The 21,562-nt window shown below is 63.9% G+C and carries 22 protein-coding genes; 9 read left to right on the top strand and 13 right to left on the bottom strand.

Features of this window, described 5'->3' with window-relative positions:
- The first annotated feature begins 50 nt into the window (after positions 1-50).
- Positions 51-1,223: an ABC transporter substrate-binding protein gene (locus tag YUA_RS0125155; protein ID WP_027533174.1), complete on the top strand. Its 1,173-nt coding sequence runs from the start codon at positions 51-53 to the stop codon at positions 1,221-1,223.
- A gap of 180 nt (positions 1,224-1,403) precedes the next feature.
- Here YUA_RS0125155 and YUA_RS0125150 read toward each other — a convergent pair whose 3' ends face one another.
- The 10 genes from YUA_RS0125150 to YUA_RS48675 all read right to left on the bottom strand — a co-directional run bounded on the left by YUA_RS0125150 (position 1,404) and on the right by YUA_RS48675 (position 11,372).
- On the bottom strand, positions 1,404-3,275 hold the full coding sequence (locus YUA_RS0125150; protein WP_027533173.1) for a bifunctional sugar phosphate isomerase/epimerase/4-hydroxyphenylpyruvate dioxygenase family protein: 1,872 nt from the start codon (positions 3,273-3,275) through the stop codon (positions 1,404-1,406).
- Entirely contained in the window at positions 3,272-4,330 is a 1,059-nt protein-coding gene (locus tag YUA_RS0125145; RefSeq protein ID WP_027533172.1) for a Gfo/Idh/MocA family protein, read from the bottom strand. Before YUA_RS0125145 ends, YUA_RS0125150 begins: the two co-directional genes overlap by 4 nt.
- Positions 4,327-5,061: an ABC transporter ATP-binding protein gene (locus YUA_RS0125140; protein ID WP_027533171.1), complete on the bottom strand. Its 735-nt coding sequence runs from the start codon at positions 5,059-5,061 to the stop codon at positions 4,327-4,329. Before YUA_RS0125140 ends, YUA_RS0125145 begins: the two co-directional genes overlap by 4 nt.
- 12 nt (positions 5,062-5,073) lie before the next feature.
- Positions 5,074-5,817, bottom strand: coding sequence for an ABC transporter ATP-binding protein (locus tag YUA_RS0125135; protein ID WP_027533170.1), 744 nt, complete (start codon positions 5,815-5,817; stop codon positions 5,074-5,076).
- Positions 5,814-6,812 carry a branched-chain amino acid ABC transporter permease gene (locus tag YUA_RS0125130; protein WP_027533169.1) on the bottom strand — a complete coding sequence of 333 codons (999 nt, stop codon included), beginning with the start codon at positions 6,810-6,812 and terminating at the stop codon, positions 5,814-5,816. The genes YUA_RS0125135 and YUA_RS0125130 overlap by 4 nt, the downstream gene beginning before the upstream one ends.
- Positions 6,809-7,684, bottom strand: coding sequence for a branched-chain amino acid ABC transporter permease (locus YUA_RS0125125; protein WP_027533168.1), 876 nt, complete (start codon positions 7,682-7,684; stop codon positions 6,809-6,811). Before YUA_RS0125125 ends, YUA_RS0125130 begins: the two co-directional genes overlap by 4 nt.
- A gap of 166 nt (positions 7,685-7,850) precedes the next feature.
- Positions 7,851-8,981 (bottom strand): ABC transporter substrate-binding protein, encoded by a 1,131-nt coding sequence (locus YUA_RS0125120; RefSeq protein WP_027533167.1) that lies wholly within the window; start codon positions 8,979-8,981, stop codon positions 7,851-7,853.
- 55 nt (positions 8,982-9,036) lie between these two features.
- The gene (locus tag YUA_RS0125115) at positions 9,037-9,912 is read right to left on the bottom strand and encodes a shikimate dehydrogenase (RefSeq protein WP_027533166.1); all 876 of its coding nucleotides are present in this window, start codon (positions 9,910-9,912) and stop codon (positions 9,037-9,039) included.
- A 136-nt stretch (positions 9,913-10,048) separates the two neighbouring features.
- Entirely contained in the window at positions 10,049-10,987 is a 939-nt protein-coding gene (locus YUA_RS0125110) for a LysR family transcriptional regulator (RefSeq protein WP_027533165.1), read from the bottom strand.
- 208 nt (positions 10,988-11,195) lie between these two features.
- Positions 11,196-11,372 carry a hypothetical protein gene (locus YUA_RS48675; RefSeq protein WP_084292852.1) on the bottom strand — a complete coding sequence of 59 codons (177 nt, stop codon included), beginning with the start codon at positions 11,370-11,372 and terminating at the stop codon, positions 11,196-11,198.
- Between the two features lie 166 nt (positions 11,373-11,538).
- Between YUA_RS48675 and YUA_RS0125100 the strand changes: the two genes are divergently transcribed.
- From YUA_RS0125100 to YUA_RS0125070, 7 genes are all read left to right on the top strand, one after another.
- Entirely contained in the window at positions 11,539-12,267 is a 729-nt protein-coding gene (locus YUA_RS0125100) for a LuxR family transcriptional regulator (protein ID WP_027533164.1), read from the top strand.
- 85 nt (positions 12,268-12,352) lie between these two features.
- Entirely contained in the window at positions 12,353-13,012 is a 660-nt protein-coding gene (locus YUA_RS0125095) for an acyl-homoserine-lactone synthase (protein WP_027533163.1), read from the top strand.
- Position 13,013: 1 nt separating this feature from the next.
- Positions 13,014-13,232, top strand: coding sequence for a hypothetical protein (locus YUA_RS0125090; protein ID WP_027533162.1), 219 nt, complete (start codon positions 13,014-13,016; stop codon positions 13,230-13,232).
- A gap of 307 nt (positions 13,233-13,539) precedes the next feature.
- Positions 13,540-14,457, top strand: coding sequence for a branched-chain amino acid ABC transporter permease (locus YUA_RS0125085; protein ID WP_027533161.1), 918 nt, complete (start codon positions 13,540-13,542; stop codon positions 14,455-14,457).
- On the top strand, positions 14,454-15,398 hold the full coding sequence (locus tag YUA_RS0125080) for a branched-chain amino acid ABC transporter permease (protein WP_027533160.1): 945 nt from the start codon (positions 14,454-14,456) through the stop codon (positions 15,396-15,398). Before YUA_RS0125085 ends, YUA_RS0125080 begins: the two co-directional genes overlap by 4 nt.
- The gene (locus YUA_RS0125075) at positions 15,391-16,158 is read left to right on the top strand and encodes an ABC transporter ATP-binding protein (protein WP_027533159.1); all 768 of its coding nucleotides are present in this window, start codon (positions 15,391-15,393) and stop codon (positions 16,156-16,158) included. Before YUA_RS0125080 ends, YUA_RS0125075 begins: the two co-directional genes overlap by 8 nt.
- Complete coding sequence (locus YUA_RS0125070; RefSeq protein WP_027533158.1) at positions 16,151-16,864, top strand: ABC transporter ATP-binding protein; 714 nt, start codon at positions 16,151-16,153, stop codon at positions 16,862-16,864. The genes YUA_RS0125075 and YUA_RS0125070 overlap by 8 nt, the downstream gene beginning before the upstream one ends.
- A 190-nt stretch (positions 16,865-17,054) precedes the next feature.
- Here YUA_RS0125070 and YUA_RS0125065 read toward each other — a convergent pair whose 3' ends face one another.
- From YUA_RS0125065 to YUA_RS0125050, 3 genes are all read right to left on the bottom strand, one after another.
- On the bottom strand, positions 17,055-17,399 hold the full coding sequence (locus YUA_RS0125065; RefSeq protein WP_027533157.1) for a hypothetical protein: 345 nt from the start codon (positions 17,397-17,399) through the stop codon (positions 17,055-17,057).
- A gap of 291 nt (positions 17,400-17,690) precedes the next feature.
- Positions 17,691-19,127 (bottom strand): glutamine synthetase family protein, encoded by a 1,437-nt coding sequence (locus YUA_RS0125055; protein WP_027533156.1) that lies wholly within the window; start codon positions 19,125-19,127, stop codon positions 17,691-17,693.
- A gap of 130 nt (positions 19,128-19,257) precedes the next feature.
- Positions 19,258-20,616 carry an aromatic ring-hydroxylating dioxygenase subunit alpha gene (locus YUA_RS0125050; RefSeq protein WP_027533155.1) on the bottom strand — a complete coding sequence of 453 codons (1,359 nt, stop codon included), beginning with the start codon at positions 20,614-20,616 and terminating at the stop codon, positions 19,258-19,260.
- 114 nt (positions 20,617-20,730) lie between these two features.
- On the opposite strand from YUA_RS0125050, the gene YUA_RS0125045 reads away from it, so the two are divergent.
- The gene (locus YUA_RS0125045) at positions 20,731-21,516 is read left to right on the top strand and encodes an IclR family transcriptional regulator C-terminal domain-containing protein (protein ID WP_027533154.1); all 786 of its coding nucleotides are present in this window, start codon (positions 20,731-20,733) and stop codon (positions 21,514-21,516) included.
- Positions 21,517-21,562: the final 46 nt, after the last annotated feature.

The raw sequence follows: 21,562 nt of genomic DNA, 5'->3' as shown, positions 1-21,562 counted from the left end.
GGGCGGCGATGAACCCGCTTCCGGGATCAATAATAAGGAGGGGAGTGGTTATGAGGACGGCATTCTGGCTGGCGGGCGCAGCGGCGCTGGTTCTGGCAAGCCCGGCTTTCGCCGGCGACACCATCAAGATCGGTTTCGTCTCGACCTTCAGCGGCCCGACCGCCGTGATCGGCAACGACATGCGCAACTCCTTCGAGCTCGCGCTCGACCACATGGGCCGCAAGATGGACGGCAAGCCGGTCGAAGTGATCTACGAGGACGACGGCCAGAAGCCGGACGTCGGCAAGCAGAAGACCGAGAAGCTGGTGCAGTCCGACAAGGTCGATTTCATCGTCGGCTATATCTGGTCGAACGTGCTGCTGGCCTCGCTCAAGACCGCGGTGGACTCGCAGACCATTCTGATCTCGGCCAATGCCGGCCCGTCGCAGCTCGCCGGCGAACTCTGTTCGCCCTACGTGTTCTCGACCTCCTGGCAGAACGACCAGACGCCGGCGGCCATGGGCCTCTACATGAACGCGAATGGCGTCAAGAGCGTGTTCCTGATCGGCCCGAACTACGCGGCGGGCAAGGACATGCTCGCCGGCGTGAAGAGCACCTTCAAGGGCGAGATAAAGGGCGAGGAGTACACGGTCTGGCCGAGCCAGCTCGATTTCTCGGCCGAGCTGGCGAAAGCTCGCGCTTCCGGCGCCGAATCGATCTTCGTGTTCTATCCCGGTGCGGCCGGTGCACAGTTCCTCAATCAATATGTCCAGGCCGGCATGAAGGGCACCATGCCACTCTACACCGCCTTCACCGTCGACGAGACGACGTTGCCATTGCAGAAGGAGAATGCGTTCGGGGTGCCCGGTGCGCAGGAGTGGGTGAACGACCTTCCGAACGAGCAGAACAAGAAGTTCGTCGCCGACTACCGCAAGAAATATCCGGGCGCACGACCGAGCTATTACGGTGCGCAGGCCTATGACGCGGCGCAGCTCATCAACAGCGCGGTGGTCGCCGTCGGCGGCGACACGTCCAAGAAGGATGCGATGAAGGCCGAGATGGAGAAGGCCAACTTCAAGTCGCTGCGCGGCTCGTTCAAATACGGCAACAACCATATCCCGATCCAGAATTTCTATTTGCAGGACGTGGTGAAGGGCGCCGGGGGCGAGCTTTCGCTGAAGACCGTTGCCACCATCGTCACGAACGATCAGGACCGCTTCCACGATAAGTGCCCGATGAAGTGAGGGGATAGAAACCGCGATGTCCGCTACCCCTTCTCCCCTTGTGGGAGAAGGTGGCGCGAAGCGCCGGATGAGGGGTGTGTCTCCGCGAGTGCGATCGAGAGACGTGTGCACGCGGAGAGAACCCGCCCGCCTCGCTTCGCGAGGCACCCTCTCCCACAAGGGGAGAAGGGAAAGGGGGTCCTACACCCGCGGCATGCTCGCGGGGCGCACTTCGCGGGCCTGCGCTGCGAGCCTGATTCCGGCGTTTGCGGCGCCAAATCCCTGATAGCTTCGCCGCTCCACGATCTCGAAGAAGAAGCGCTCATCAAAAATGTGGGTGTAGACTTGGAAGAACTCGCCGTCGCCCTCGCGATCGTAGAGGATGTGGTTGGCGCGGAGTTTTGCCATGATGTCAGGAGCAAGATCGTACTTGGCTTCGATGTCGTCGTAGTAATTGTCAGGGATATCGAGAAAATCCGCGCCGCAGGCGCGCATCGCGGCGACGGTGGCAAAGATATCCTCGCAGGCAAAGGCGACGTGCTGCACGCCTGAGCCGAAAAACTCGGAGATGAAGCGCGCCGGCAACGTGCGATTGGCCGAGGAGCCGTTGAGCACGAAACGCAGGCTCTGGTCGCCGTTGATGACGGCCTGGCTCTGCACGAGGCCTCTGGGGTCGGCGATCTCCATCTGCGGCAGGCGCTTGAGGTCGAGTATGCCGGTGTAGAACAGCAGCCAGGACAGCATCTCGTCATAAGGCATCGACTGCGCGATGTGGTCGATGGCGAGCAGCGCATCCACGCTTGCATCGCTCGCAACCGGCGCAAAATCCGTGTCCCAGTTCTTGCCGGCCTGGTCGAGGAAATAAAGAAGGCTGCCGCCGACGCCGTGGATCGCGGGGATCTCGAGCTCGCCCGGCCCGACCGGTTGGTAGAAGGTGCGCGCCTTCAGCGTCTCGGCGCGCTGCATTGCGAGGCCTGCATTGTCGACATCGAGCGCAATGGCACAGACGCCGGGGCCGTGCGTGACATAGTGTGAATGCGCAAAGCCGTCGGTCTCGCAGTTGATCACGAGCTCGACCTTGCCCTGCGACCAGCGCTCCACCGCCTTGCTGCGGTGCTTGCCGGTCTTGCGGAAGCCGAGCTGCGAGAACAAATGCGCAAGCTCGCCGGCCTTGGTCTCGTTGACGGCGAACTCGATGAAGCCCGTGCCACTGCTCTTGGCCTTCGGGGCCAAGGGCTCGCCGACAAGCTTTGGCCAATCCGGGGCGAGCTGGTCCTGCAACAGGATCAGCGAGCGCAGGCCGTCGACCGCGGTCTGCGCCGCCGAGCCGGCGCGGAACTGGTCGTTGAAAATCTCCAGCGACCACGGACCGGAATAGCCGGTCGCCGCGATCGCCTGCATGAACTCGACGACCGGCAGGTCGCCCTGGCCGGGGAAGGAGCGGAAGTGCCGGCTCCATGACAGGATGTCGAGCTCGAGCTTCGGCGCGTCGGCCAACTGCACCAGAAAGATCTTGTCTCCGGGGATCGACGCCATCGCGCGCACCGGGAAGCCGGGCGCCAGCGCGTGAAAACTGTCGAGAATGACGCCGATCGCGGCATGATCGGCGCGCCGTACGATCTCCCAGGCATCGCGATAGTCGTTGACATGCCGCCCCCAGGCCAGCGCTTCGTAGCCGACGTGCAAAGACCGCTTGGCGGCGCGATCGCCGAGCTCGCGAAAATCATCGGCGGCGCGATCGATGCCGCCGAGCGAGGCCGGCGAGACGTTGGAGCAGATCAGCAGCAAATCGGTGCCGAGCTCCTGCATCAGATCGAATTTGCGTTCGGCGCGGGCAAAGTTTCGCGTGCGCTGCGGCTCCGGCATGCCCTCGAAATCGCGGAAAGGCTGGAACGCGCAGATTTCGAGATTGAGGTCCTTGCAGAGATTTGCGATGTCGCGCGGGCCGGAGCCGAACGACAGCAAATCGTTCTCGAAGATCTCGACCGCCTCGAAGCCGGCGGATGCGATGGCGCGAAGTTTTTCATCGAGTGCGCCTGAGAGGGAAACGGTCGCGATCGAGCGCTTGTTCATGCTGCCTGCTCCATGATGTGGCCCGGCGATATTTTCTGGCCCGTGCGTGCCGCTTCACCGACGGCTTCGACGACCGCGAGCGTGCCCATCGCGTCTTCGACCGGGATCAGGGGTTGTTCACGGCCTGCGACCACGGCAAGAAAATGCCGGAGCTGCTCGGCCAGCGGATCGAATGCCGGCGGCGCGATCGTCTCGCGCGACAGCGGCGCATGCCAGCCGGGCTCTCGCTGGTAGGACCACAGCTCCATATTCGGCACGGACAGCGAGCCCGCGGTGCCGGAGAAGATGTAACAGGGCTGATTCTGCCGGGCGTAAACAGGGTTCTCGCCCGAGCCCAATTCCCAGCTCCACGGCGCCGGCGTCGCGTCCGACGCGGTTACTGTTCCCAGCGCGCCGCTGGCGAAGCGCAGCAGCAATGCGGCGGTGTCCTCGACAGCGAAGCCGCGAACTTTGTTCGACGTCAGCGCCTGCACCTCGGTGATCTCGCCACAGATGAAGCGGAGATTGTCGATGTCATGGATGAGGTTGATGAGCAGCGGCCCGCCGCCCTGCTCGCGTCGCCACGCCACATCAAAGTAGTCGTCGGGCTTCTTCAGGAGCCATAGTCCGACCACGGCCGTGAGGTGGCCGAGCCTGCCGGTCGCCACAGCCTCGCGCGCGGCCTTGATGATCGGATTGTGCCGGCGGTGATGGCCGACCAGCATCGGCACGCCGGTCCGCTCGATCGCGGCGCACAGGCGCTGTGCAGCCGCGACCGTGTCGGTCACCGGCTTCTCGATCAGCGCGGGCACGCCGGCTTGCGCACAGTCGAGCGCCATTTGGAAATGCTGCGCGTTCGGCGAGGCGATGATCAGGCCGTCCGGTTTTTCTTGCGCCAGCAGCGCGCGGTGATCCGCATGCCAGGGCGTGTTGCGCGCCTGCGCAAACTCTTTCGCGGCGGGGGAGGGATCGGCGATGCCGGCCAGAATGCAATCCGGCGAAGCGTCGATCAATTCGATATGGCGGCGGCCGATCAGGCCGGCGCCGGCAATTGCGATGCGCATTGGCGCGCTCATGCCGCGCTCTCCATGGCGCCGCCGAGGAAGAGCTGGCCGATCCTTGGATCGTTCAGAATGCGCTCCGCCTTGTCGACCATCCGGGTCTGGCCGAGCTCGAGCACGATGCCGATATCAGAGATCTCCAGCGCCGAACGCGCGTTCTGCTCGATCATCAGGATGGTGACCCCGCGGTCGCGCAGGCTCTTCAGAATATCGAAGGTCTGCTGCACCATCAGCGGCGACAGGCCAATCGAGGGCTCGTCGATCAGCACGAGCTTTGGCTCGAGCAGCAGCGAGCGGGCGATCTCGAGCTGCTTCTGCTCGCCGCCCGAGAGCGTCGAGGCCTGCTGCGTCGATTTGCGGCGCAGCGCGGGGAACAGGTCGAGTGCGGCCTCGATGCGCGTCGGCAGGTCGAGGCCTTTGCCGGCGGCGACGCCGCCGAGCTCGATGTTGTGACGCACCGACAGCTCGGGAAAGATGTTGCGGCCCTGCGGCACGTAGCAGATGCCCGCATTGAGCAGTGCGCGCTGGCTCAAATTGGTAACGTCGCGTCCTGCAAAGCTGATCTTGCCCTCGCGCAGCTTGAGCAGGCCAAAGATCGCCTTGAACACGGTGGACTTGCCGGCGCCGTTCGGGCCGATGATGGTGGTGATCGTCGCCGGCGGCACCGAAAATGTCGTGCCGTTCAGGATCGTCATCTTGCCGTAGCCGCCGACGAGATTTTGAACCGAGAGGATCGGATCGCTCATGGCTCGCGCTCCCTAATGTCCGAGATAGGCGTCGATCACGGCGGGGTTCTTGCGCACCTCGTCGGGCCGCCCCATCGCCAGAACCTTGCCTTCCGCCATCACCATCACGCGCGAGCACAGCGACATCACGAACTCCATGTTGTGCTCGATCACGACGAAGGTGGCGTTCTTCTCACGGTTGATCGCGACGAGGCGTTCCTTCAGATCGGACAACATCGTCGGATTGACGCCGCCGGCGGGCTCGTCAAGCAGCACCAGGCGCGGGCCGCCCATGAAGGCCATCGCAGCGTCGAGCAGCTTCTGCTGGCCGTAGGAGAGACCGCCGGCAGGTTCCGCGGCGAGATGATCGAGCTTGAAGAAGCCAATCATCTGGTTGGCGGTATCCGTCAGTCCGGCATCGGAGCGGCCGACCAGGCGCGAGGCCATGTTGCCCTGGTGCTCCTGGCCTGCGAGGATCAAATTCTCGCGCACCGAGAGTTTTGGAAACACCTGCAAGAGCTGGAAGGTGCGGCTGACGCCGAGCTTGTTCAGCTCGGAGGGGCGCAAGCCGGTGACGACCTTGCCGTCGAGTTTGACCTCGCCGCCTGATGGTGTGAGCTGGCCGAGGATGCAGTTGAACAAGGTCGACTTGCCACAGCCATTCGGGCCGATCAGGCCGAGGATCTCGCCTTCGCGGACGTCGAAGGAGACGCCGTCGACCGCGGTGATGCCGCCAAAGCTTTTCTTGATGTCTGTGACTTCGAGCACCGCACTCATTGCGCCGTCTCCAGCCAGGATTTTGCGACGGCGCGCAACGCTGAGGCCGCCCTGGTGCGGCGCTCGGCGAGATAGCGGTCGAGGATTCCCAGAATGCCGGTGGGCGACCAGATCAGAAGTGCCATCACCGCGATCGCGTAGAGCATCAGATAATAGCCCTCGGTGAAGCGCAGCCATTCCGGCAGCAGCACCGCGATCATCGCCCCCAGGAAAGGACCGAAGTAAAAGCCGGCGCCGCCGACGATCACCATCATCAGGAGATCGAGCGAGAGCGACAGGTTGAACGGAACTGGGTCGATATATTGCGTCAGCGGCGCATAGAGCGCACCGGCGACGCCGCCGAGTGCCGAGCCGAGCGCAAAGGCCATCAGCGTGTAGCGGCGGGTATCGATGCCGAGCGACTGGGCGCGCAGCGGATTTTCACGCAGCGCCATGAAGGCGCGGCCCCAGGGCGAGCGGATCAGCCACCAGACCGCGATGGACACGATCGCGAGCGAGCCGAGGCAGACATAGTAGAACGGCAGCGGCTTGTTGGTCGCGATCCCGAAGAAATGCGGCCTGGGAATGTTGGAGATGCCGTAGATGCCGCCGGTGAGCCAGCTCTCATTGCGGAACACCAGGAAGGCTAGCGTCGAGAAGGCGAGCGTGACGAAGGCAAGGTAATGGTGCTGCACGCGCAGCGCAGGATAGCCGAGTACCCGGCCGACCGCGAAGGCGAGCACGATCGCCACCACGATCGCGACTGGCAGCGGCCAGCCATGGGTCGTCATGATCGCGGAAGCATAGGCGCCGATGCCCACGAAGGCGCCTTGCGCCAGCGACACCTGGCCGGCATAGCCGAGTGTGAGGTTGAGGCCCATCGCGGCAATCGTCATCACTGCCCACTGGCTCAGGATGAACAGGCCGTAGCGGTTGAAGTTCATGGGAACGACGATCAGGCCAGCAATGACGATGAGGCCGAGCGCGATCTTCAGGGGTTTGGCAAAACCGCTCATACCGTGCGCTCCTCGGCGCGGCCGAGTAATCCCTGCGGCCGGAACAGGATGACGACGATCAGGAAGATCATCGGCACGGCGGCGCGGTACTGTGTCGAGACGTAGGCGGCCGCGAGATTGTCGAGCACGCCGATCAAGAGGCCGCCGGCAATGGCGCCGCGCACCTGGTTGAAGCCGCCGACGATCGCCGCGATGAAGGCGGCCTGGCCGAGCACCTCGCCGCTCGAGAATTTGGCCAGATAAATCGGCGTGATCAGCAGCGACGCCAGCGCGACCAGGAAGGCGTTGATCAGGAAGGTCAGCAGGATCATGCGCTCAACGGGCACGCCGATGATGCGCGCCACCGTCGGGTTTTGGGCTGCCGCCTGCATCTGGTGGCCGAGCGAAGTGCGGTTCAAGAGCGTCGTCAGGCCAAAGACGGCGAGAATGGCGACGAGAAGAACGCCGATGCTTTGCAGCGAGACGGCGTGGCCAAGGATGGAGATGTCGCCGGTCGGCACGACCGACGGGAAGGGCGAAGCCTCGGCGCTGAAGAATTGCTTGACAGCTTCCTTGATCCCGATCGCGAGCGCCATGGTCGCGATCGCAAGCGGCAGCACGCCATGGCGCATCATCGGATCGACCAGCAGAATCTTGAAGGCCAGCCCAAGCAAGATCATCGAGAGCAGGATGCCGAGGATGATCGCGAGCCAGAACGGCGCGCCGGCATGCATCGCCGCCAGCATCAAAAACGCCGGCAGCATCACGAACTCGCCTTGTGCGAAATTGATGGTCTGCGAGGTCTGCCACAGCAGCGTGAAGCCGACCGCGACCAGCGCATAGATCGCGCCGGTGGCCAGTCCCGCGACCAGAAGATCGAACAGATTGGACATTTTCCCCTCTCTATCTTCTCCCTCGCCCCGCTTGCGGGGAGAGGGTCGAGATGAGGGGGAGCCTCCGCGAGGGAGGTGACGGCTGGACTCGCGGAAGCTCCCCCTCACCCGGAATTTGCTGCGCAAATTCCGGCCTCTCCTCGCAGGCGGGGAGAGGCGAAGAACCTCACTTCAGCTTCGGCAGCACCTGCTTCACGACCTGCTTTCCTTCGACCACCTCGACCAGAAAACTCTGCCGGTCGATGTCGCCGTTTGCATCGAAGGTGACGTCCATCAGGATGCCCGGCTCCTCGGTGGCCTTGATGGTCAAGCCGTGGAGCGTGTCGGCGAACGCCCTGGAATCGACCTTGCCCATCTTCTCGGTGGTGGCCTTCACCATGTAGACGGCGAGGTATCCCTTCAGGCCGTTGTGGTCCGGCACGTAATTGTACTTCTTCGAGAAGCGGTCACGGAATCCCTTGATCAGCTCGACCGGGGCATCCGTGGTGAGGCCGACATGGCCGCGCGCGCCGTTGGCGGCATCGCCGGCGAGCTCGATCACCTTCTGGCCGATCAACGTGGTCTCGCCCATCAGCGGCGCGGTGACGCCCTGGCGCTTCAGCTCTTTCAGGATGCGCGCGCTCTCCTCCTCGTTGAGATAGATGAACACGGCGTCGGGATTGGCGGCCTTGATCTTGCCGACGTCGGCGGCGAAATCGGCTTGTCCCGCTTCGGTCGAGAGGTCGGCAACGACCTTGGAGCCAAGCCGCTCCAGCTCCTTGACCACGACGTCGCGTCCGCCGCGGCCAAAGTCATTGTTGACCCAGACCACCGCGACCGACTTCGCCTTCATGTCGTCGTGGATGTACTTTGCGACCTTCGGCATCGAGGACTGCTGGCCGAACGAGGTGCGGAACAGGAACTTGTTGCCGGCCTGGGTCAGTTCGGCGGCTTCACCGCCCATGATCTGCGCGATGCCGGCTTCGGCTGCGAGCGGGGCGGTGACCTTCACCGAACCGGAATAGCCGGGTCCGAGCAGCACATAGGGCTCGGCGTCGAGCGCCTTCTGCACCTGCGCGCGCGCCACGCCCGGGTTGGACTGCGAGTCGGCGTGGGTGACCTCGAGCTTGCGGCCGAGCACGCCGCCCTTGGCGTTGATCTCCTCGATCGCGAGGTCGATGCCGTTCTTCCAGTTGGTGCCGACGGTGGCGCCGCCACCCGAGAGTTCAGCGACGTCGGCAAGCTTGATCGCCTGTGCAAACGCGCCAGTGGTCGTGATTGCGGTGAGCAGCGCGCCCACCAGTAGCGTTGATTTCATCGTCCTCTCCTCCCGTTTCAATTTTGCAAGCGACCTTGTGTCCGGCCGCTTCGTCTCAAGCTGCCTGATAGGCGGCGCTACGCGCGGCCATCACGGCGTCAAAAGCCTCTCCCATGACTTCGGTCGACGGGGCAAGGCCTGTAAACAGTTCGAAGGCGTCGGCAGCCTGGTAGATCGCAAGCTCGCGGCCGGTCATGATCCGCGCGCCCTTTTCTTGCGCTGCGGCAAGGAGCGGCGTGATCAGCGGCGAATAGACGGCGTCGGCGACCCACAGGTCCGCCCGCAACAGTGCCGGCGGCACCGGCGTGTTGCGGTTCGGCAGCATGCCGACCGGCGTGCCGTTGATGAGGCCGGTGGCGCCATCGAGCGCGCCCTCGACGCTGGTGACGACTTTGGCGCCTGTCGTGTTCAGGAGCGAGGCAAGCTTTTCGGCCCGCGCCGGCTCACTGTCGAAGATGCGAATGTCGGAGACCTTTCGGTCCGCCAGCGCAAAGGCGATCGCCTTGCCGACGCCGCCCGCGCCGATCACCGCCACCGCGTTGCCGGTGGGCGCCAGCAGCGGTGATACTGCACGTGCAAAGCCCGTCGTATCGGTGTTGTGGCCGATCAGCCGGCCGTCCTTCACGACCACGGTATTGACCGCGCCCATAGCGGCCGCGCCCTGCGCCAGCTCATCGAGCAGCGGCACCACGGCCTCCTTGTAGGGAAAAGTGACGTTGACCCCGGCAAAGCCGAGCCGCCGCACGCCCTCGAGCATCATGCTGAGCCCGATCGCATCTGCGCCTGCGACTTCGATGAGCTGGTAATGGCCGCGCAGGCCGAGTGCCTCGGCGGCGCGCTCATGCATGGCGGGGGAGGCGGAATGGGCGATCGGCGCGCCGATCAGGCCGGTCAGGAGTTTTTTGGGGGCAGCAGGTCCGCGGCTAGACATGATCCACTATCGTCTCTTAGGGCGCGCGCGTTGAGGTCCGGCCATTAGCGGAGAAATCCGCGCAATTCCAAGAGGGACGATAGTCATTCCCCTGCCTAACACAATTACCCATTTATCCGACAAACCTAACATTATGTTATTTCTTCCGCCTGCGCCCTGAAGCCGCCCTGCCGTTGCCGCGGGACGGCTCGACCGCACGCATCTCGGCGCGTAGGGACTCGATGAAATGCTCGACATGGAGCGATAGCGCCGCGCCCCGCTTGACCGCGATGTAGGTGTCGAACCGCGTCGGCTCGGTGATCTTCAAAAGCTCGATGCCGGGATAGCCGCCATGGGCCACCGTGAACTGGTCGATGATGGCGATGCCGAGCCCCGCCTTCACCAGCGCGCAGACCGTGGTGCCGAACCGCGCGCGGATGGTGATGTTGTACTCGAGCCGGTTGCGCGCAAAGATCTCGGCCATGATCCGACCGTAAGGGTCGTTCGGATCGATGCCGATCAGCGGATAGCGAGTGATCTCGGCAGCCGAGACCTGCTTGCGGTCGGCAAGCGCGTGGCCCGACGGCACGATGCAATAGAGCTCGCCGGAGGCGAGCGGCATGAAGTCGAGGCCGGAATGCTCCAACCGGTAACTCATCGCCACGCACTCGCCGCGGCCGAGCATCAGATAGTCGATCGCTTCCTCGAGCTTGAGGATGTTGATGTCGATGCCGAGATCGGGATAACGGCGGCGGACGCGCTCGATCGCGCGCGGCACCATCACCTGCGAGATGCTCGGCACCGAGCCAATGCGCAGTTCCGACAATCCGCCGCGGCCGATCTTGGAGATGATCTCGGAGAGGTCGTCGACCTTCTTGTAGACGCCGTTGATCTGCTCGAAAATGTTCTCGGCTTCCGGTGTCGGGAAGTAGCGGCCGTTCTGGCGCTGGAAGAAGCGGATGCCGAGCGAGCGCTCGGTGTATTTGACCAGCCGGCTGATCCCCGGCGCCGATACGTTCAACAGCTTCGCCGCGCCGCCAATGGTGCCCGTCACCATCACGGCACGGATCACTTCAACCTGGCGCAGAGTCATCATGGTCTTGAATATCCCTGGCATCCGAAAGACGATCGTGGTGGCGATCATCTCACGAGAGCGGTGATGTCAGCCAGCAGCAAGTGGCTTCAGTGGGGAGAAGGGTAGATAACTTCGCGGTCAGGATGTCTGGACCAAAATCGGCGCGCTCAAATCGAAAGGCATCGTCGCGCGATCGGTTGCATCGGCGCCGTCTGCTGCGACCTGCGTGTTAGCTCGCAGGGTTTTCCGACGAGGCGCTGTCGACGAGCTTGGGACGCTCGCTTTGCAGCACGTCGCGCGCGAACTCGATGATCTTCTGCTTGTTTGCCGTATCGCGGACGGCGAAAAACACGCGGTTCAGTTCCAGGCCGAGCACGCTGTTGAGGGCGATGTTCTCGTCTTCCATCGTGGCTTCCCCGCTCTAGACGCCTCAGATGTAACTTGACCTCACTTCCTCCACAAGTAGATGAAATCTTCGGTGCAGTGCCACACCGGGAAATTACGGACGCGGTGAATTGAGGCAGTCCCCTAAGACGTGCTATACGGAGCGGCGAGGGTCGGGAAACGCACCGATGTCCGCCGTGGATTATGGCCGGGAAGCGCTGGACTTCATCGAAGGGCTGGGAGCCTATCGCAGGGTCCCGGACGCTATGGATGCGCTCGCGATGGCGTTCGGCCGCTACGGCTTCGAGCACATCATCGTCACCGGATTACCGAACCCAGATCAGCGCTTTTCCCAGATGGTGCTCGCCAAGAAATGGCCGGCGGAGTGGTTCAGCCTTTATACCGAGAAGAGTTACGACCGCGTCGATCCCGTGATCCGGAAGTGCCGCCATACGGTCAATCCGTTTGAATGGTCGGAGGCGCCTTATGACGCGGAACTCGAGCCGGGCGCGGTAGAGGTGATGCGGCGCGCCGCCGATTTCCGCATGTCGCGCGGTTTCGTCGTGCCGATCCACGGCTTGACCGGTTATGAGGCCGGCGTCTCGCTCGGCGGTGTTCATCTCGATCTCAATGCCCGCAGCAAGCCGGCACTGCATTTGATCGCGATGTACGGCTTCGACCATATTCGCCGCCTGCTCGCGCCGTCGGCGCATCCGTCGGCGCGCCTGACCCCGCGCGAGCGCGAAGTGATCACCTGGGCGTCGCAGGGCAAGTCCGCCTGGGAGATCGGTGAGATCCTGAACATCACACAGCGTACCGCGGAAGAGCATCTTGCAACCGCCGCGCGCAAGCTCGGTGCCGTCAACCGGACGCATGCGGTCGCGATCGCGATCCGCCAAAGAATCATCAATCCCTGAAATCTGCGCCTACTGGGAAATTTCCCAATAGTCGGTTTGGCCTTTTTCGCTGAGGCTGCCCCCATTTCAAGCCATGGGGGAATTCATGATTCATGTGATTTCTGCCGTCAACCGGCACCTCTACGAAGACGTTCTTGATCAGCATTTCCGGATCCGTCACGAGATTTTTGTTGAAGAGCGGAAATGGGAGGGGCTGCGCAAGCCCGACAGCCGCGAGATCGACGCCTACGACAACGAGGACGCGATCTATTTGCTGGCTCTCGAGAACCACCGCGTGCTCGGCGGCTCCCGCCTGTATCCGACCACCAAGCCGACCATGATGAGCGAGGTCTTCCCCCACCTCGCCGCGGTGCGCGGCTGCCCGGTCGATCCGCAGGTCTGGGAATGGTCGCGCTTCTTCGTGACGCGCGAGCGCCGCGACGGCGCGTTCAATCTGCAACTGATGGCGGCGGCGCAGGAGTTCTGTCTCGATCAGGGCATCGAGCGGCTGTGCCTCGTCATGGAGACATGGTGGCTGCCGCGCTTCCACGACATCGGCTTCGTCGTCACGGCGCTGGGATTGCCGGCGCTGGTCGACGATTCCTGGACGATGGCCGCGACTATCGAGATCCGCCAGGAGTCACTCAACGTCGTGCGCGACCGGATCGGGATGAAGAACCTCGTCCATCAGGACGGACCGCGTCTCGATTGCATTGCCCGTGCCAACCTTTGCGGCCGTATCGCCGCGCAACGAAAGAGCGCCTGAGATGTCGAACATGATGCGAGACAGCCAGATCATGGCGCAAACCAAGGACGAGAATCTCGGCTACATGTCCGACATGGCGCTCGAGCTGGCGCAGATGGCCGAAGACACCGGGCTGGCGACGCTGGCCTATTTGTTCCGCATGGCGGCGCTGGAGGCCTCGACGGCCAACAGCGAGCTCAACGACACGGACGATCTTCGCCGCCGGGTTACGTCGCACTAGACGTCACTCCCTTATTCCGACCTCAATCGCGCCCTCTCGCCGACAACGGGGGAGGGCGATCGTTTGGGTGCGGCAGGCTGACCCACCCAGCGCGGCAGCCTTTTTGCAGGGCCGATTTTGCAAGGTAGATTTTGATCGCATGCATCGGCATGCAACAAAGTGCATGTTTGGTGTCGAATCGCTCTTGCCTCGGAACGATACTGCCATTACCCATTTTTCCGCCTTGTAGAGGCAGGGGGAGCTCTTTCACTGATGGCGACTGTGTTCGAACATCGGCGCGCGTCCGTATGTGCCTGAAAGAGTTTTGATGCTGCTCGTCGTCGAACAGTTCTTGAACGGATTGCAGTTCGGCCTGCTGCTGTTCCTGCTCGCCGCCGGCCTGACGCTGGTGTTCGGGATCATGGATCTCGTCAACCTCGCGCACGGCTCGCTTTACATGATGGGCGCCTATTTCGCCGCGACCTTCGCGGCGTGGACCGGCAGCTTCCTGCTCGGCGCGTTGCTTGCGTTAGGTGCCACGTTGATCCTCGGCATCGTGCTGGAGATGAGCGCGTTGCGGCATCTCTACGGCCGCGACCATCTCGACCACGTGCTCGCGACCTTCGGCCTGATCCTGTTCTTCGACGAGGCCGTGCGGCTGATCTGGGGCCCCGCGGGGCTCGCGCTGCCGCTGCCGGCCTGGCTCACCGTGCCGGTGCCGATCCTGCACGGGATTCACTATCCTGCTTACCGCCTCGCCATCATCGTCGTCGCGCTGCTGGTGGCGCTGCTGCTCTATCTCGGCGTGATGCGAACCCGCGTCGGCATGCTGATCCGCGCCGGCGCCTCCAACCGCGAGATGATCGGCGCGCTCGGCATCAACATCAAGCTGCTCTACACGCTGGTGTTCGGCCTCGGAGCGGCGCTCGCAGGGTTGGCCGGCATGATGCAGGCGCCGATCCTCACCGTGCAGATCGGCATGGGTGAGAACATTTTGATCCTCGCCTTCGTCATCATCGTGATCGGCGGCATCGGCTCGATCCGCGGCGCGTTCCTCGCCGCGATCTTTGTCGGCATGATCGACACGCTCGGCCGCGCCTTCCTTCCCAATCTCTTGCGGCAGGTGCTGAGTGGCGCCGCGGCCTCCACCGCCGCGCCCGCGCTCTCGTCCATGCTGATCTACCTGCTGATGGCGATCGTGCTGGTGGTGCGGCCGGAGGGGCTGTTTCCGGCCAACCGTCGATGAAAGCTCTCTCGGTGAGCAAGGCCGTCACGGCCCTGATGCTGGCGGGCCTCGTGGTACTGCCGCTCTATTCGCATCTGTCCGGTAACATCTTCATCCTGACGCTGTTCACCCGCGTCATCATCCTGGCCCTCGCCGCCGCCAGCCTCAACCTCATCATGGGGTTTGGCGGCATGATGAGCTTTGGCCACGCCGCCTATCTCGGCATCGGTGGCTATGCCGTCGGCATGCTTGCGCAGGAAGGTGTCGGAAGCGGCTTCATCCAGTTTCCGGTCGCGCTCGCGGCCTCCGCGATCTATGCGCTCGTGATCGGCGCGCTGTCTCTGCGTACCCGCGGCGTCTATTTCATCATGATCACGCTCGCCTTCGCGCAGATGGCCTATTACGTCGCCTCGGGCCTCGCACGTTACGGCGGCGATGACGGCCTGACTGTCTACAAGCGGAGCGACTTCTCCGGCCTGGTCAACCTGTCGAACCGCACGCAGTTCTATTATCTCTGCCTGGCCTGTCTGTTCGGCGTCATCTTGCTGATCTGGCGCATCGTCAATTCGCGCTTCGGTCTCGTCCTGCAGGGCCTGCGCTCCAACGAGCAGCGCATGCAGGCGATCGGCTTTCCCGCCAAGCGCTATCGGCTCGTCTGTTTCGTCATCTCGGGCACCATGTGCGGGCTTGCCGGCGCGCTGCTCGCCAACAACACCGATTTCGTCAGCCCGGCCGTGATGTACTGGACCCGCTCCGGGGATCTCATGGTGATGGTGATCCTCGGCGGCATGGGCACGCTGTTCGGCCCGGTCATGGGCGCGGTGGTCTACCTGCTGCTGGAAGAGTTTCTGTCGCAGATCACCGAATATTGGGCGCTGATCATGGGCCCGCTGTTGCTGCTGATCGTGCTGTTCGGCCGCGGCGGCATCATGGGCCTGCTCGGGAGGCTCAATCGTGGCTGAACCCTTGCTCCGCGTTGAAAAGCTGGTGCGCCGTTTCGGCGGCATCACCGCGACGGATAACGTCTCGCTCGACGTCGCGGCCGGCGAGCTGCACGCCATCATCGGCCCGAACGGCGCCGGCAAGACCACGCTGATCAGCCAGCTCACTGGCCACCTCGAGCCGCATTCCGGCAGCGTCTCGCTCGGCGGCCGCGACATCACTTACCTGCCGGCCTACCGCCGCTGCGCGCTGGGTCTCGCACGTTCGTTCCAGATCACCTCGCTGCTGCTCGACTTCACCGCCGCCGACAATGTCGCACTGGCGGCGCAGGCGCAGGCTGGCCATTCGTTCCGCTTCTTCGCCAATGCGCGCAAAGAGAAGGGCCTGCGCGATGCGGCGCATGCCGCGCTCGACCGCGTCGGCCTGTTGCATCGCGCCGATGTCGTGGTGTCCAGGCTCAGCCATGGCGAGCGGCGCCAGATCGAGCTTGCAGTCGCACTTGCGAGCAAGCCAAAGCTTTTGCTGCTCGATGAGCCGATGGCAGGTCTTGGCGTTACCGAATCCCAGCGCATGGTGCAGCTGCTCCAGGAGTTGCGCAAAGAGGTCTCGATCGTGCTGGTCGAGCACGACATGCCGGCGGTGTTCGCGCTTGCCGACCGCATCTCGGTGCTGGTCTATGGCCGCGTCATCGCCTCCGGCGATCCCGCCGCGATCCGCGCCAACGAGGACGTCAAGCGCGCCTATCTCGGCGACCAGCACGTGGTGACGCACCATGGCTGACCGGCTACTCGACGTCGACGGCATCGAGACCTGCTACGGCCTCAGCCAAGTGCTGTTCGGCCTGTCGCTGTCGATCAAGCCGGGAGAGATGGTCTCGCTGATGGGCCGCAACGGCATGGGCAAGACCACGACGATCCGCTCCATCATGGGCCTGACACCGGCCCGCGCAGGGAGCATTCGGTTTGCGGGCACTGAAGCCCGGCAGCTGCCGTCGTACCGGATCGCCAAGCTCGGTATCGGCCTCGTGCCGGAGGGACGCCAGATCTTCCCGAACCTCACCGTGCGCGAAAATCTCGTCGCGGCCGCCGCCGACCGCTTCAACAGCGCCAATCCCTGGACGCTCGCCGCGATCTACGTGCTGTTCCCGCGGCTCGCCGAGCGCGCCGCCAACATGGGTAACCAGCTCTCCGGCGGCGAGCAGCAGATGCTCGCCATCGGCCGCGCGCTGATGACGAACCCGAAGCTCCTGATCCTGGATGAAGCGACCGAGGGGCTGGCGCCGCTGATCCGCGAAGAGATCTGGAACTGCCTGTCGCTGCTGAAGCGCCGGGGACAGTCGATCCTGGTCGTCGACAAGAACGTTGACCACCTCGCCCGCATCTGCGACCGCCACTTCATCATCGAGCGCGGCAAGACCGTGTGGAGCGGGACGTCCGACGAACTGATGGCCGAGCCGGATCTGCAACACAAGTATTTGGGGATTTGAGGGGGGGCGTGAGCTACGGCAGGCCCGGCCACATACTCAGCGTCGTCCCGGCGAAGGCCGGGACCCATACCGCGAGGTCTATCGATCGCAGGCGGTATTAGTCCTGAACGACCGGTCTTCGCCAAACTCCTCCCTATGGTTATGGGTCCCGGCCTTCGCCGGGACGACGCCGGGGAGTTTAGCCAAACAACTACCAATAGATCCCGTGCCGGTGCAGCTCGCGGATCACGCGTGCCTCGGTGGATGGCTGGCGGTGCTTCGGCTTGGCCGTTTCGGTGGTCGGCTGAGCGGGCATTGCGGCCGGCGCTGTCGCGGTTTGCGCTGGCGTGGTTGATGCTTGTGTCGTGGTCGCCGTCTGCGCATTCGCCGGTGGCGTTGCCGTCGGGGCCTCTGCGGCCTGCGACGGAGCCGTCGCGGCCGGCTGCTCGGTCGCTTGGCTTGCATTGGTCGCCGCCAGGCTCAGGCTACGCGAGCCGCCGGCATAGGCTTGGCTGGCCAGCAGCGACATCGTAACGATCAGGATCAGCTTGCGCACAGACACCTCCATCATTCGGTCGACCACTCTGGCCTGACTTGCGCGCGGTCAGCGGGCGAGGCGATGCACGCCGATCTCGATCAGGGTGGTCCGGCAGGACAAGCGATAGATCATGCTCAACAATTGACCCAACATGATCGAACTCCATCGTTGATCATTCCCGAACGATAGACCTCGCATTTTTCACGCGATTTTCGCGGTACAGGGAAAATGGCTTCGTCGCAGCACGGAGTGATGTCGTCGGAACAGACGGGATGAAGCCGCCTCACGCGGCCGTGAGGCGGTTCTCCCTCAGAACATCTCGAAATATTCGCGATGTTCCCAATCGGTCACCTCCGACAGGAAGCGGTCGATCTCGGCGTTCTTGATGTGGATGTAATAATCTACGAACTCCGCGCCGAATTTTTCGCGGAAGAACGGATCGTCCTTCAGCGCGGAGACCGCATCGCGCAGGCTCTTCGGCAGCAGCGGCGCCTTTGTCTCATAGGGCGTATCGGCGGACGGGCCGGGATCGAGCTTGCGATCGACGCCGTCGAGGCCCGACAGGATCTGCGCGGCCATATAGAGATAGGGATTGGCGGCCGGCTCGCCGACGCGGTTTTCCAGGCGTGTGGCGGCGTCGCCCGCGCCGCCGAGCACGCGGATCATCACGCCGCGATTGTCGCGGCCCCAGATCGCGCGATCCGGCGCCAGCGAATAGGCGCGGTAGCGCTTGTAGCCGTTGATGGTCGGTGTGGTGAACACGGTGGCCGCACGGGCGTGATCGAGCAGGCCGGCGAGATAGGCGCGACCGAATGCGCTGAGCGGCTCGCCGCCCTCTTTCGCCATGAACTGGTTCTCGCCGCTCGCGCGCGAAACGATGGACTGATGCAGGTGCCAGCCGCTTGCGAACAAATTCGGCAGTTTGGGCCGGCACATGAAGGTGGCGTGATAGCCGTGGCGGCGCGCGATCTGCTTCACCGCAGAGCGAAACAGCACCATGTTGTCGGCGGGCTCCAGGCCCTTCTTCGGCGCGAAGGTGAATTCGCACTGGCTCGGCCCGAACTCGACCTCGACGGAGCGCAGGGGCAAACCGAGTGCGACGACGTCACGCCGCAAAATCTCCAGCACCGGCTCCATCTGGTCGAAACGCTGCTCGGTGAGGTATTGATAGCCGTGAGAGAGCAGGCTCACCGACGGCGGCGTGCCCGGCTGGCCCGCGTCTTCCGGGCGCATATGCGGGTCGTCGAGCTTGAAAATGTGGAATTCGACCTCGAGGCCCGCGACGAAATCGTGGCCGCGGCGGCCGAGCTCGTCGAGCGCCTTGCGATAAAGGCCGCGCGTCGCGAACGGCACCGGGCGGCCGTCATTGAAATAGAGATCGCAGAGCACCGAGCCCGTGGCGGGCGCCCAGGGCAGCACGCGAAAGGTGGAGGGATCGGCGACCATCAGCACGTCGGCCGCGCCCTCCATCTCCTTCATGCCGAAGCCGCCCCCTGCAGTGAACACGGGAAACACCGTGCGGTGCGAGGTGTCCTTGGCGAGCATGGTCGTGGTGATGGAGCAGCCGCTCTCCAGCGACGCGATGGCTTCCGAGGCGATGATGGTTTTGCCGCGCAAGATGCCGTGCTGGTCGGGGAAGGCGAGGCGGATGACCTCGAGGTTCTTTTCTTCGACGACACGGCGCATGCGCGCTGCGGCGTCCTGCTGCTCATCCGACCACAGCGCATGACGCGCGACGAAAGTCACAGTGCTACTCCCTCAACTGCCGTAGGGTGGGCAAAGCGAAGCGTGCCCACCTCATCTGCCGACCAAACGGAAACATGGTGGGCACGGCGCCTTGCGCCTTTGCCCACCCTACGGGAGCCGCGCAAAGTCGTCACTCCGCCGCCGTCAGCCGGTGCACGTTGTCGGCGATCTCCTTCGGCACCGGCGCGGTCCACGGCGCGCCGCGGCGGCGCTTGACGTCGACTTCCATCCAATAGGTTTCCCAGCCGCGCGTCGGGCCGATGCCGTCCATGGTTGCCGGGCCCTGGATCGAGCGTGCGTTGGCCTCATCCAGGAACAGCATCGGCTTCTCGCCGCCGCCGACCTTCTCGATCTCCTGCCGCAGCAGCCGGCGATATTGCACGATTGCCTTATCGCTCGTGCCGAGATGCTCCTTGGTGCGGTCCTGGATCGCGCCCATCGATTCCACCGCCCACTGGTCGTGGACGTTGATGTCGTTACCCATGCCGGTATAGGTCGCGGTCTGCTGCTCGTGCGGATCGAAGCCGTAATCGTTGCTGCGGTTCTTGCGCGAGACGTAGTCGGGCAGCTCGTAGAGCTCGAGCCGCTGGTCGCGCATTTTCTTCTTGTCGACCGGGTTCGAATAGCTGGTGAAGATTGCGTACCAGTAGCAGCTCTCGTCGTCGACCGGCACGTGCCACTGTGTGATCGTCATCTCCGTGCTCATGGGAATGACGAAGCCGTGGGGGAAGAGCTGGTTGGTGACGCGCACATGGGTGCGCTCCTCGTCGATCTCGCGCAGCGCGATCAGCCGCAGGCCGTATTCGGTGTGCTCGACATTGATGATCGGGCGGTCGTATTCGCGCAGGATCTTTGTCATCGGCAGGTCGCTTCCTGCGGAAGCGCCGCGGAACTGCTTGCCGTAGGCCGTCGACGTGTCCTCGTCCTCGAAGAAGCGGTGCAGATAGGAGGCGTGCGCGGGATCGATTCCGACCTCCAGCGCCTGCAGCCAGTTGCAGGCCATGTGGCCCTTGAAGGCAAAGGTGTGCGTGCCCGGCGCGACGAAGCAGTCGAGTTCCGGAAAGGCCGGCGGCTCACCCTCGCCCAGATAGGCCCAGAGGATGCCGCTCTTCTCCACCACCGGATAGGAGCGCTGGCGGATGTTCTGGCAAAGCTTCGAGTCATTCGGCTCGGCCGGCGTCTCGATGCACTGGCCGGTGGCGTCGAACAGCCAGCCATGGAAGGCGCAGCGCAGGCCGCCGTGTTCGAGGCGACCGAAGGCAAGGTCGGCGCCGCGATGGGCGCAGTGGCGATCGATCAGGCCGTAGCGTCCGGTCTCGTCGCGAAACAACACCAGGTTTTCGCCAAGCAGCTTGACCGGACGGATCGGCCGCTCGCCCTCGAGTTCGTCGACCAGGGCTGCCGGCTGCCAGTAGCTCCGCATCAGCTTGCCGCACGGATCTTTCGGCCCGGTGCGGGTGATGAGGTCGTTCTGCTCCTGGCTCATCATGGCGGTCGCGTCCTTTTTCGGGAGGGGCGTTGTGTTCGCCTATTGAACGGATGGGCGAATTATGACATGCCTTGGACCGTCAGCAAGCACTATTTTGCAGGACCATCCCGACCCATGCCGAAGCCCAGGCGGAGCGAGACTGACGAGCGCGCGACGGATTTTGTCGAAGCCCTCGATCGCGGCCTGCGCCTGCTGCAATGCTTCGGCACCAATGCGGGCCCGATGACGTTGAGCGATCTCGCCCGCGCCGCCGAGCTGCCGCGCGCCACCGCGCGACGCATGCTGTTCACGCTCCAGCGCGGCGGTTTTGTCAGTGGCGATGGCAAGCTGTTCTCGCTGACGCCGCATGTGCTGACACTGGCGGCGTCCTATCTGCGCTCCAACCAGCTCGTCACGGTGCTGCAGCCTGTGCTCGATCGCATCGCAACGGCGGCGCAGGAGATCTCCTCGCTCGCGGTGCTCGACGGCGACGACGTCGTGTTCATCGCCCGCAGCAGCCCGGCACGGATGTTCTCCGGCGGATTGGAAATCGGCTATCGGCTGCCGGCGTTCTGCACCTCGGTCGGCCGCGCCATGCTCGGCCAGCTCGATGACGCCGATTGTCTCGCGCGCGTGAAGAAGATGAAGCGCGAGGCGCTGACGCCAGAGACCGTGACCGATCCCAAGACGCTGCTCGCGCACATCGCCGCCGACCGCGCGCAGGGCTATTCGCTGGTCGACCGCGAGGCTGAGCCGCATTTCCGCTCGATCTCGGTGCCGGTGCGCCGCTATGACGACGTGATCGTCGCCGCCATCAACATGGGCGCCCATGTGGATCGGGTGCCGGCGCAGGAATTGATCGACCGCTTCCTGCCGCTGTTGCGGGAGGGCGCAGAGTCGGCGCGGTCGCAATTGTTGTAGCTCACCCTACAACCGGCTTCGCTCATCCAAGCGAAAGCGCTATAAT

The sequence above is a fragment of the Bradyrhizobium sp. WSM3983 genome, assembly GCF_000473045.1.
In the GTDB taxonomy this organism is placed as follows: Bacteria; Pseudomonadota; Alphaproteobacteria; order Rhizobiales; family Xanthobacteraceae; genus Bradyrhizobium.
The sequence above is the reverse complement of the archived record's forward strand: the minus strand, read 5'-3'. Positions and strand labels throughout refer to the sequence as shown.

Excerpts from the sequence above, each read along its gene's own strand:
- YUA_RS0125110 (WP_027533165.1), bottom strand. The coding sequence starts at position 10,987 with ATGATGACTCTGCGCCAGGTTGAAGTGATCCGTGCCGTGATGGTGACG.
- YUA_RS0125145 (WP_027533172.1), bottom strand. The coding sequence starts at position 4,330 with ATGAGCGCGCCAATGCGCATCGCAATTGCCGGCGCCGGCCTGATCGGC.
- YUA_RS0125095 (WP_027533163.1), top strand. The coding sequence starts at position 12,353 with ATGATTCATGTGATTTCTGCCGTCAACCGGCACCTCTACGAAGACGTT.
- YUA_RS0125115 (WP_027533166.1), bottom strand. The coding sequence starts at position 9,912 with ATGTCTAGCCGCGGACCTGCTGCCCCCAAAAAACTCCTGACCGGCCTG.
- YUA_RS0125100 (WP_027533164.1), top strand. The coding sequence starts at position 11,539 with ATGTCCGCCGTGGATTATGGCCGGGAAGCGCTGGACTTCATCGAAGGG.
- YUA_RS0125140 (WP_027533171.1), bottom strand. The coding sequence starts at position 5,061 with ATGAGCGATCCGATCCTCTCGGTTCAAAATCTCGTCGGCGGCTACGGC.
- YUA_RS0125130 (WP_027533169.1), bottom strand. The coding sequence starts at position 6,812 with ATGAGCGGTTTTGCCAAACCCCTGAAGATCGCGCTCGGCCTCATCGTC.
- YUA_RS0125045 (WP_027533154.1), top strand. The coding sequence starts at position 20,731 with ATGCCGAAGCCCAGGCGGAGCGAGACTGACGAGCGCGCGACGGATTTT.
- YUA_RS0125070 (WP_027533158.1), top strand. The coding sequence starts at position 16,151 with ATGGCTGACCGGCTACTCGACGTCGACGGCATCGAGACCTGCTACGGC.
- YUA_RS0125050 (WP_027533155.1), bottom strand. The coding sequence starts at position 20,616 with ATGATGAGCCAGGAGCAGAACGACCTCATCACCCGCACCGGGCCGAAA.
- YUA_RS48675 (WP_084292852.1), bottom strand. The coding sequence starts at position 11,372 with ATGGAAGACGAGAACATCGCCCTCAACAGCGTGCTCGGCCTGGAACTG.
- YUA_RS0125120 (WP_027533167.1), bottom strand. The coding sequence starts at position 8,981 with ATGAAATCAACGCTACTGGTGGGCGCGCTGCTCACCGCAATCACGACC.
- YUA_RS0125125 (WP_027533168.1), bottom strand. The coding sequence starts at position 7,684 with ATGTCCAATCTGTTCGATCTTCTGGTCGCGGGACTGGCCACCGGCGCG.
- YUA_RS0125150 (WP_027533173.1), bottom strand. The coding sequence starts at position 3,275 with ATGAACAAGCGCTCGATCGCGACCGTTTCCCTCTCAGGCGCACTCGAT.
- YUA_RS0125085 (WP_027533161.1), top strand. The coding sequence starts at position 13,540 with ATGCTGCTCGTCGTCGAACAGTTCTTGAACGGATTGCAGTTCGGCCTG.
- YUA_RS0125155 (WP_027533174.1), top strand. The coding sequence starts at position 51 with ATGAGGACGGCATTCTGGCTGGCGGGCGCAGCGGCGCTGGTTCTGGCA.
- YUA_RS0125135 (WP_027533170.1), bottom strand. The coding sequence starts at position 5,817 with ATGAGTGCGGTGCTCGAAGTCACAGACATCAAGAAAAGCTTTGGCGGC.
- YUA_RS0125090 (WP_027533162.1), top strand. The coding sequence starts at position 13,014 with ATGTCGAACATGATGCGAGACAGCCAGATCATGGCGCAAACCAAGGAC.
- YUA_RS0125080 (WP_027533160.1), top strand. The coding sequence starts at position 14,454 with ATGAAAGCTCTCTCGGTGAGCAAGGCCGTCACGGCCCTGATGCTGGCG.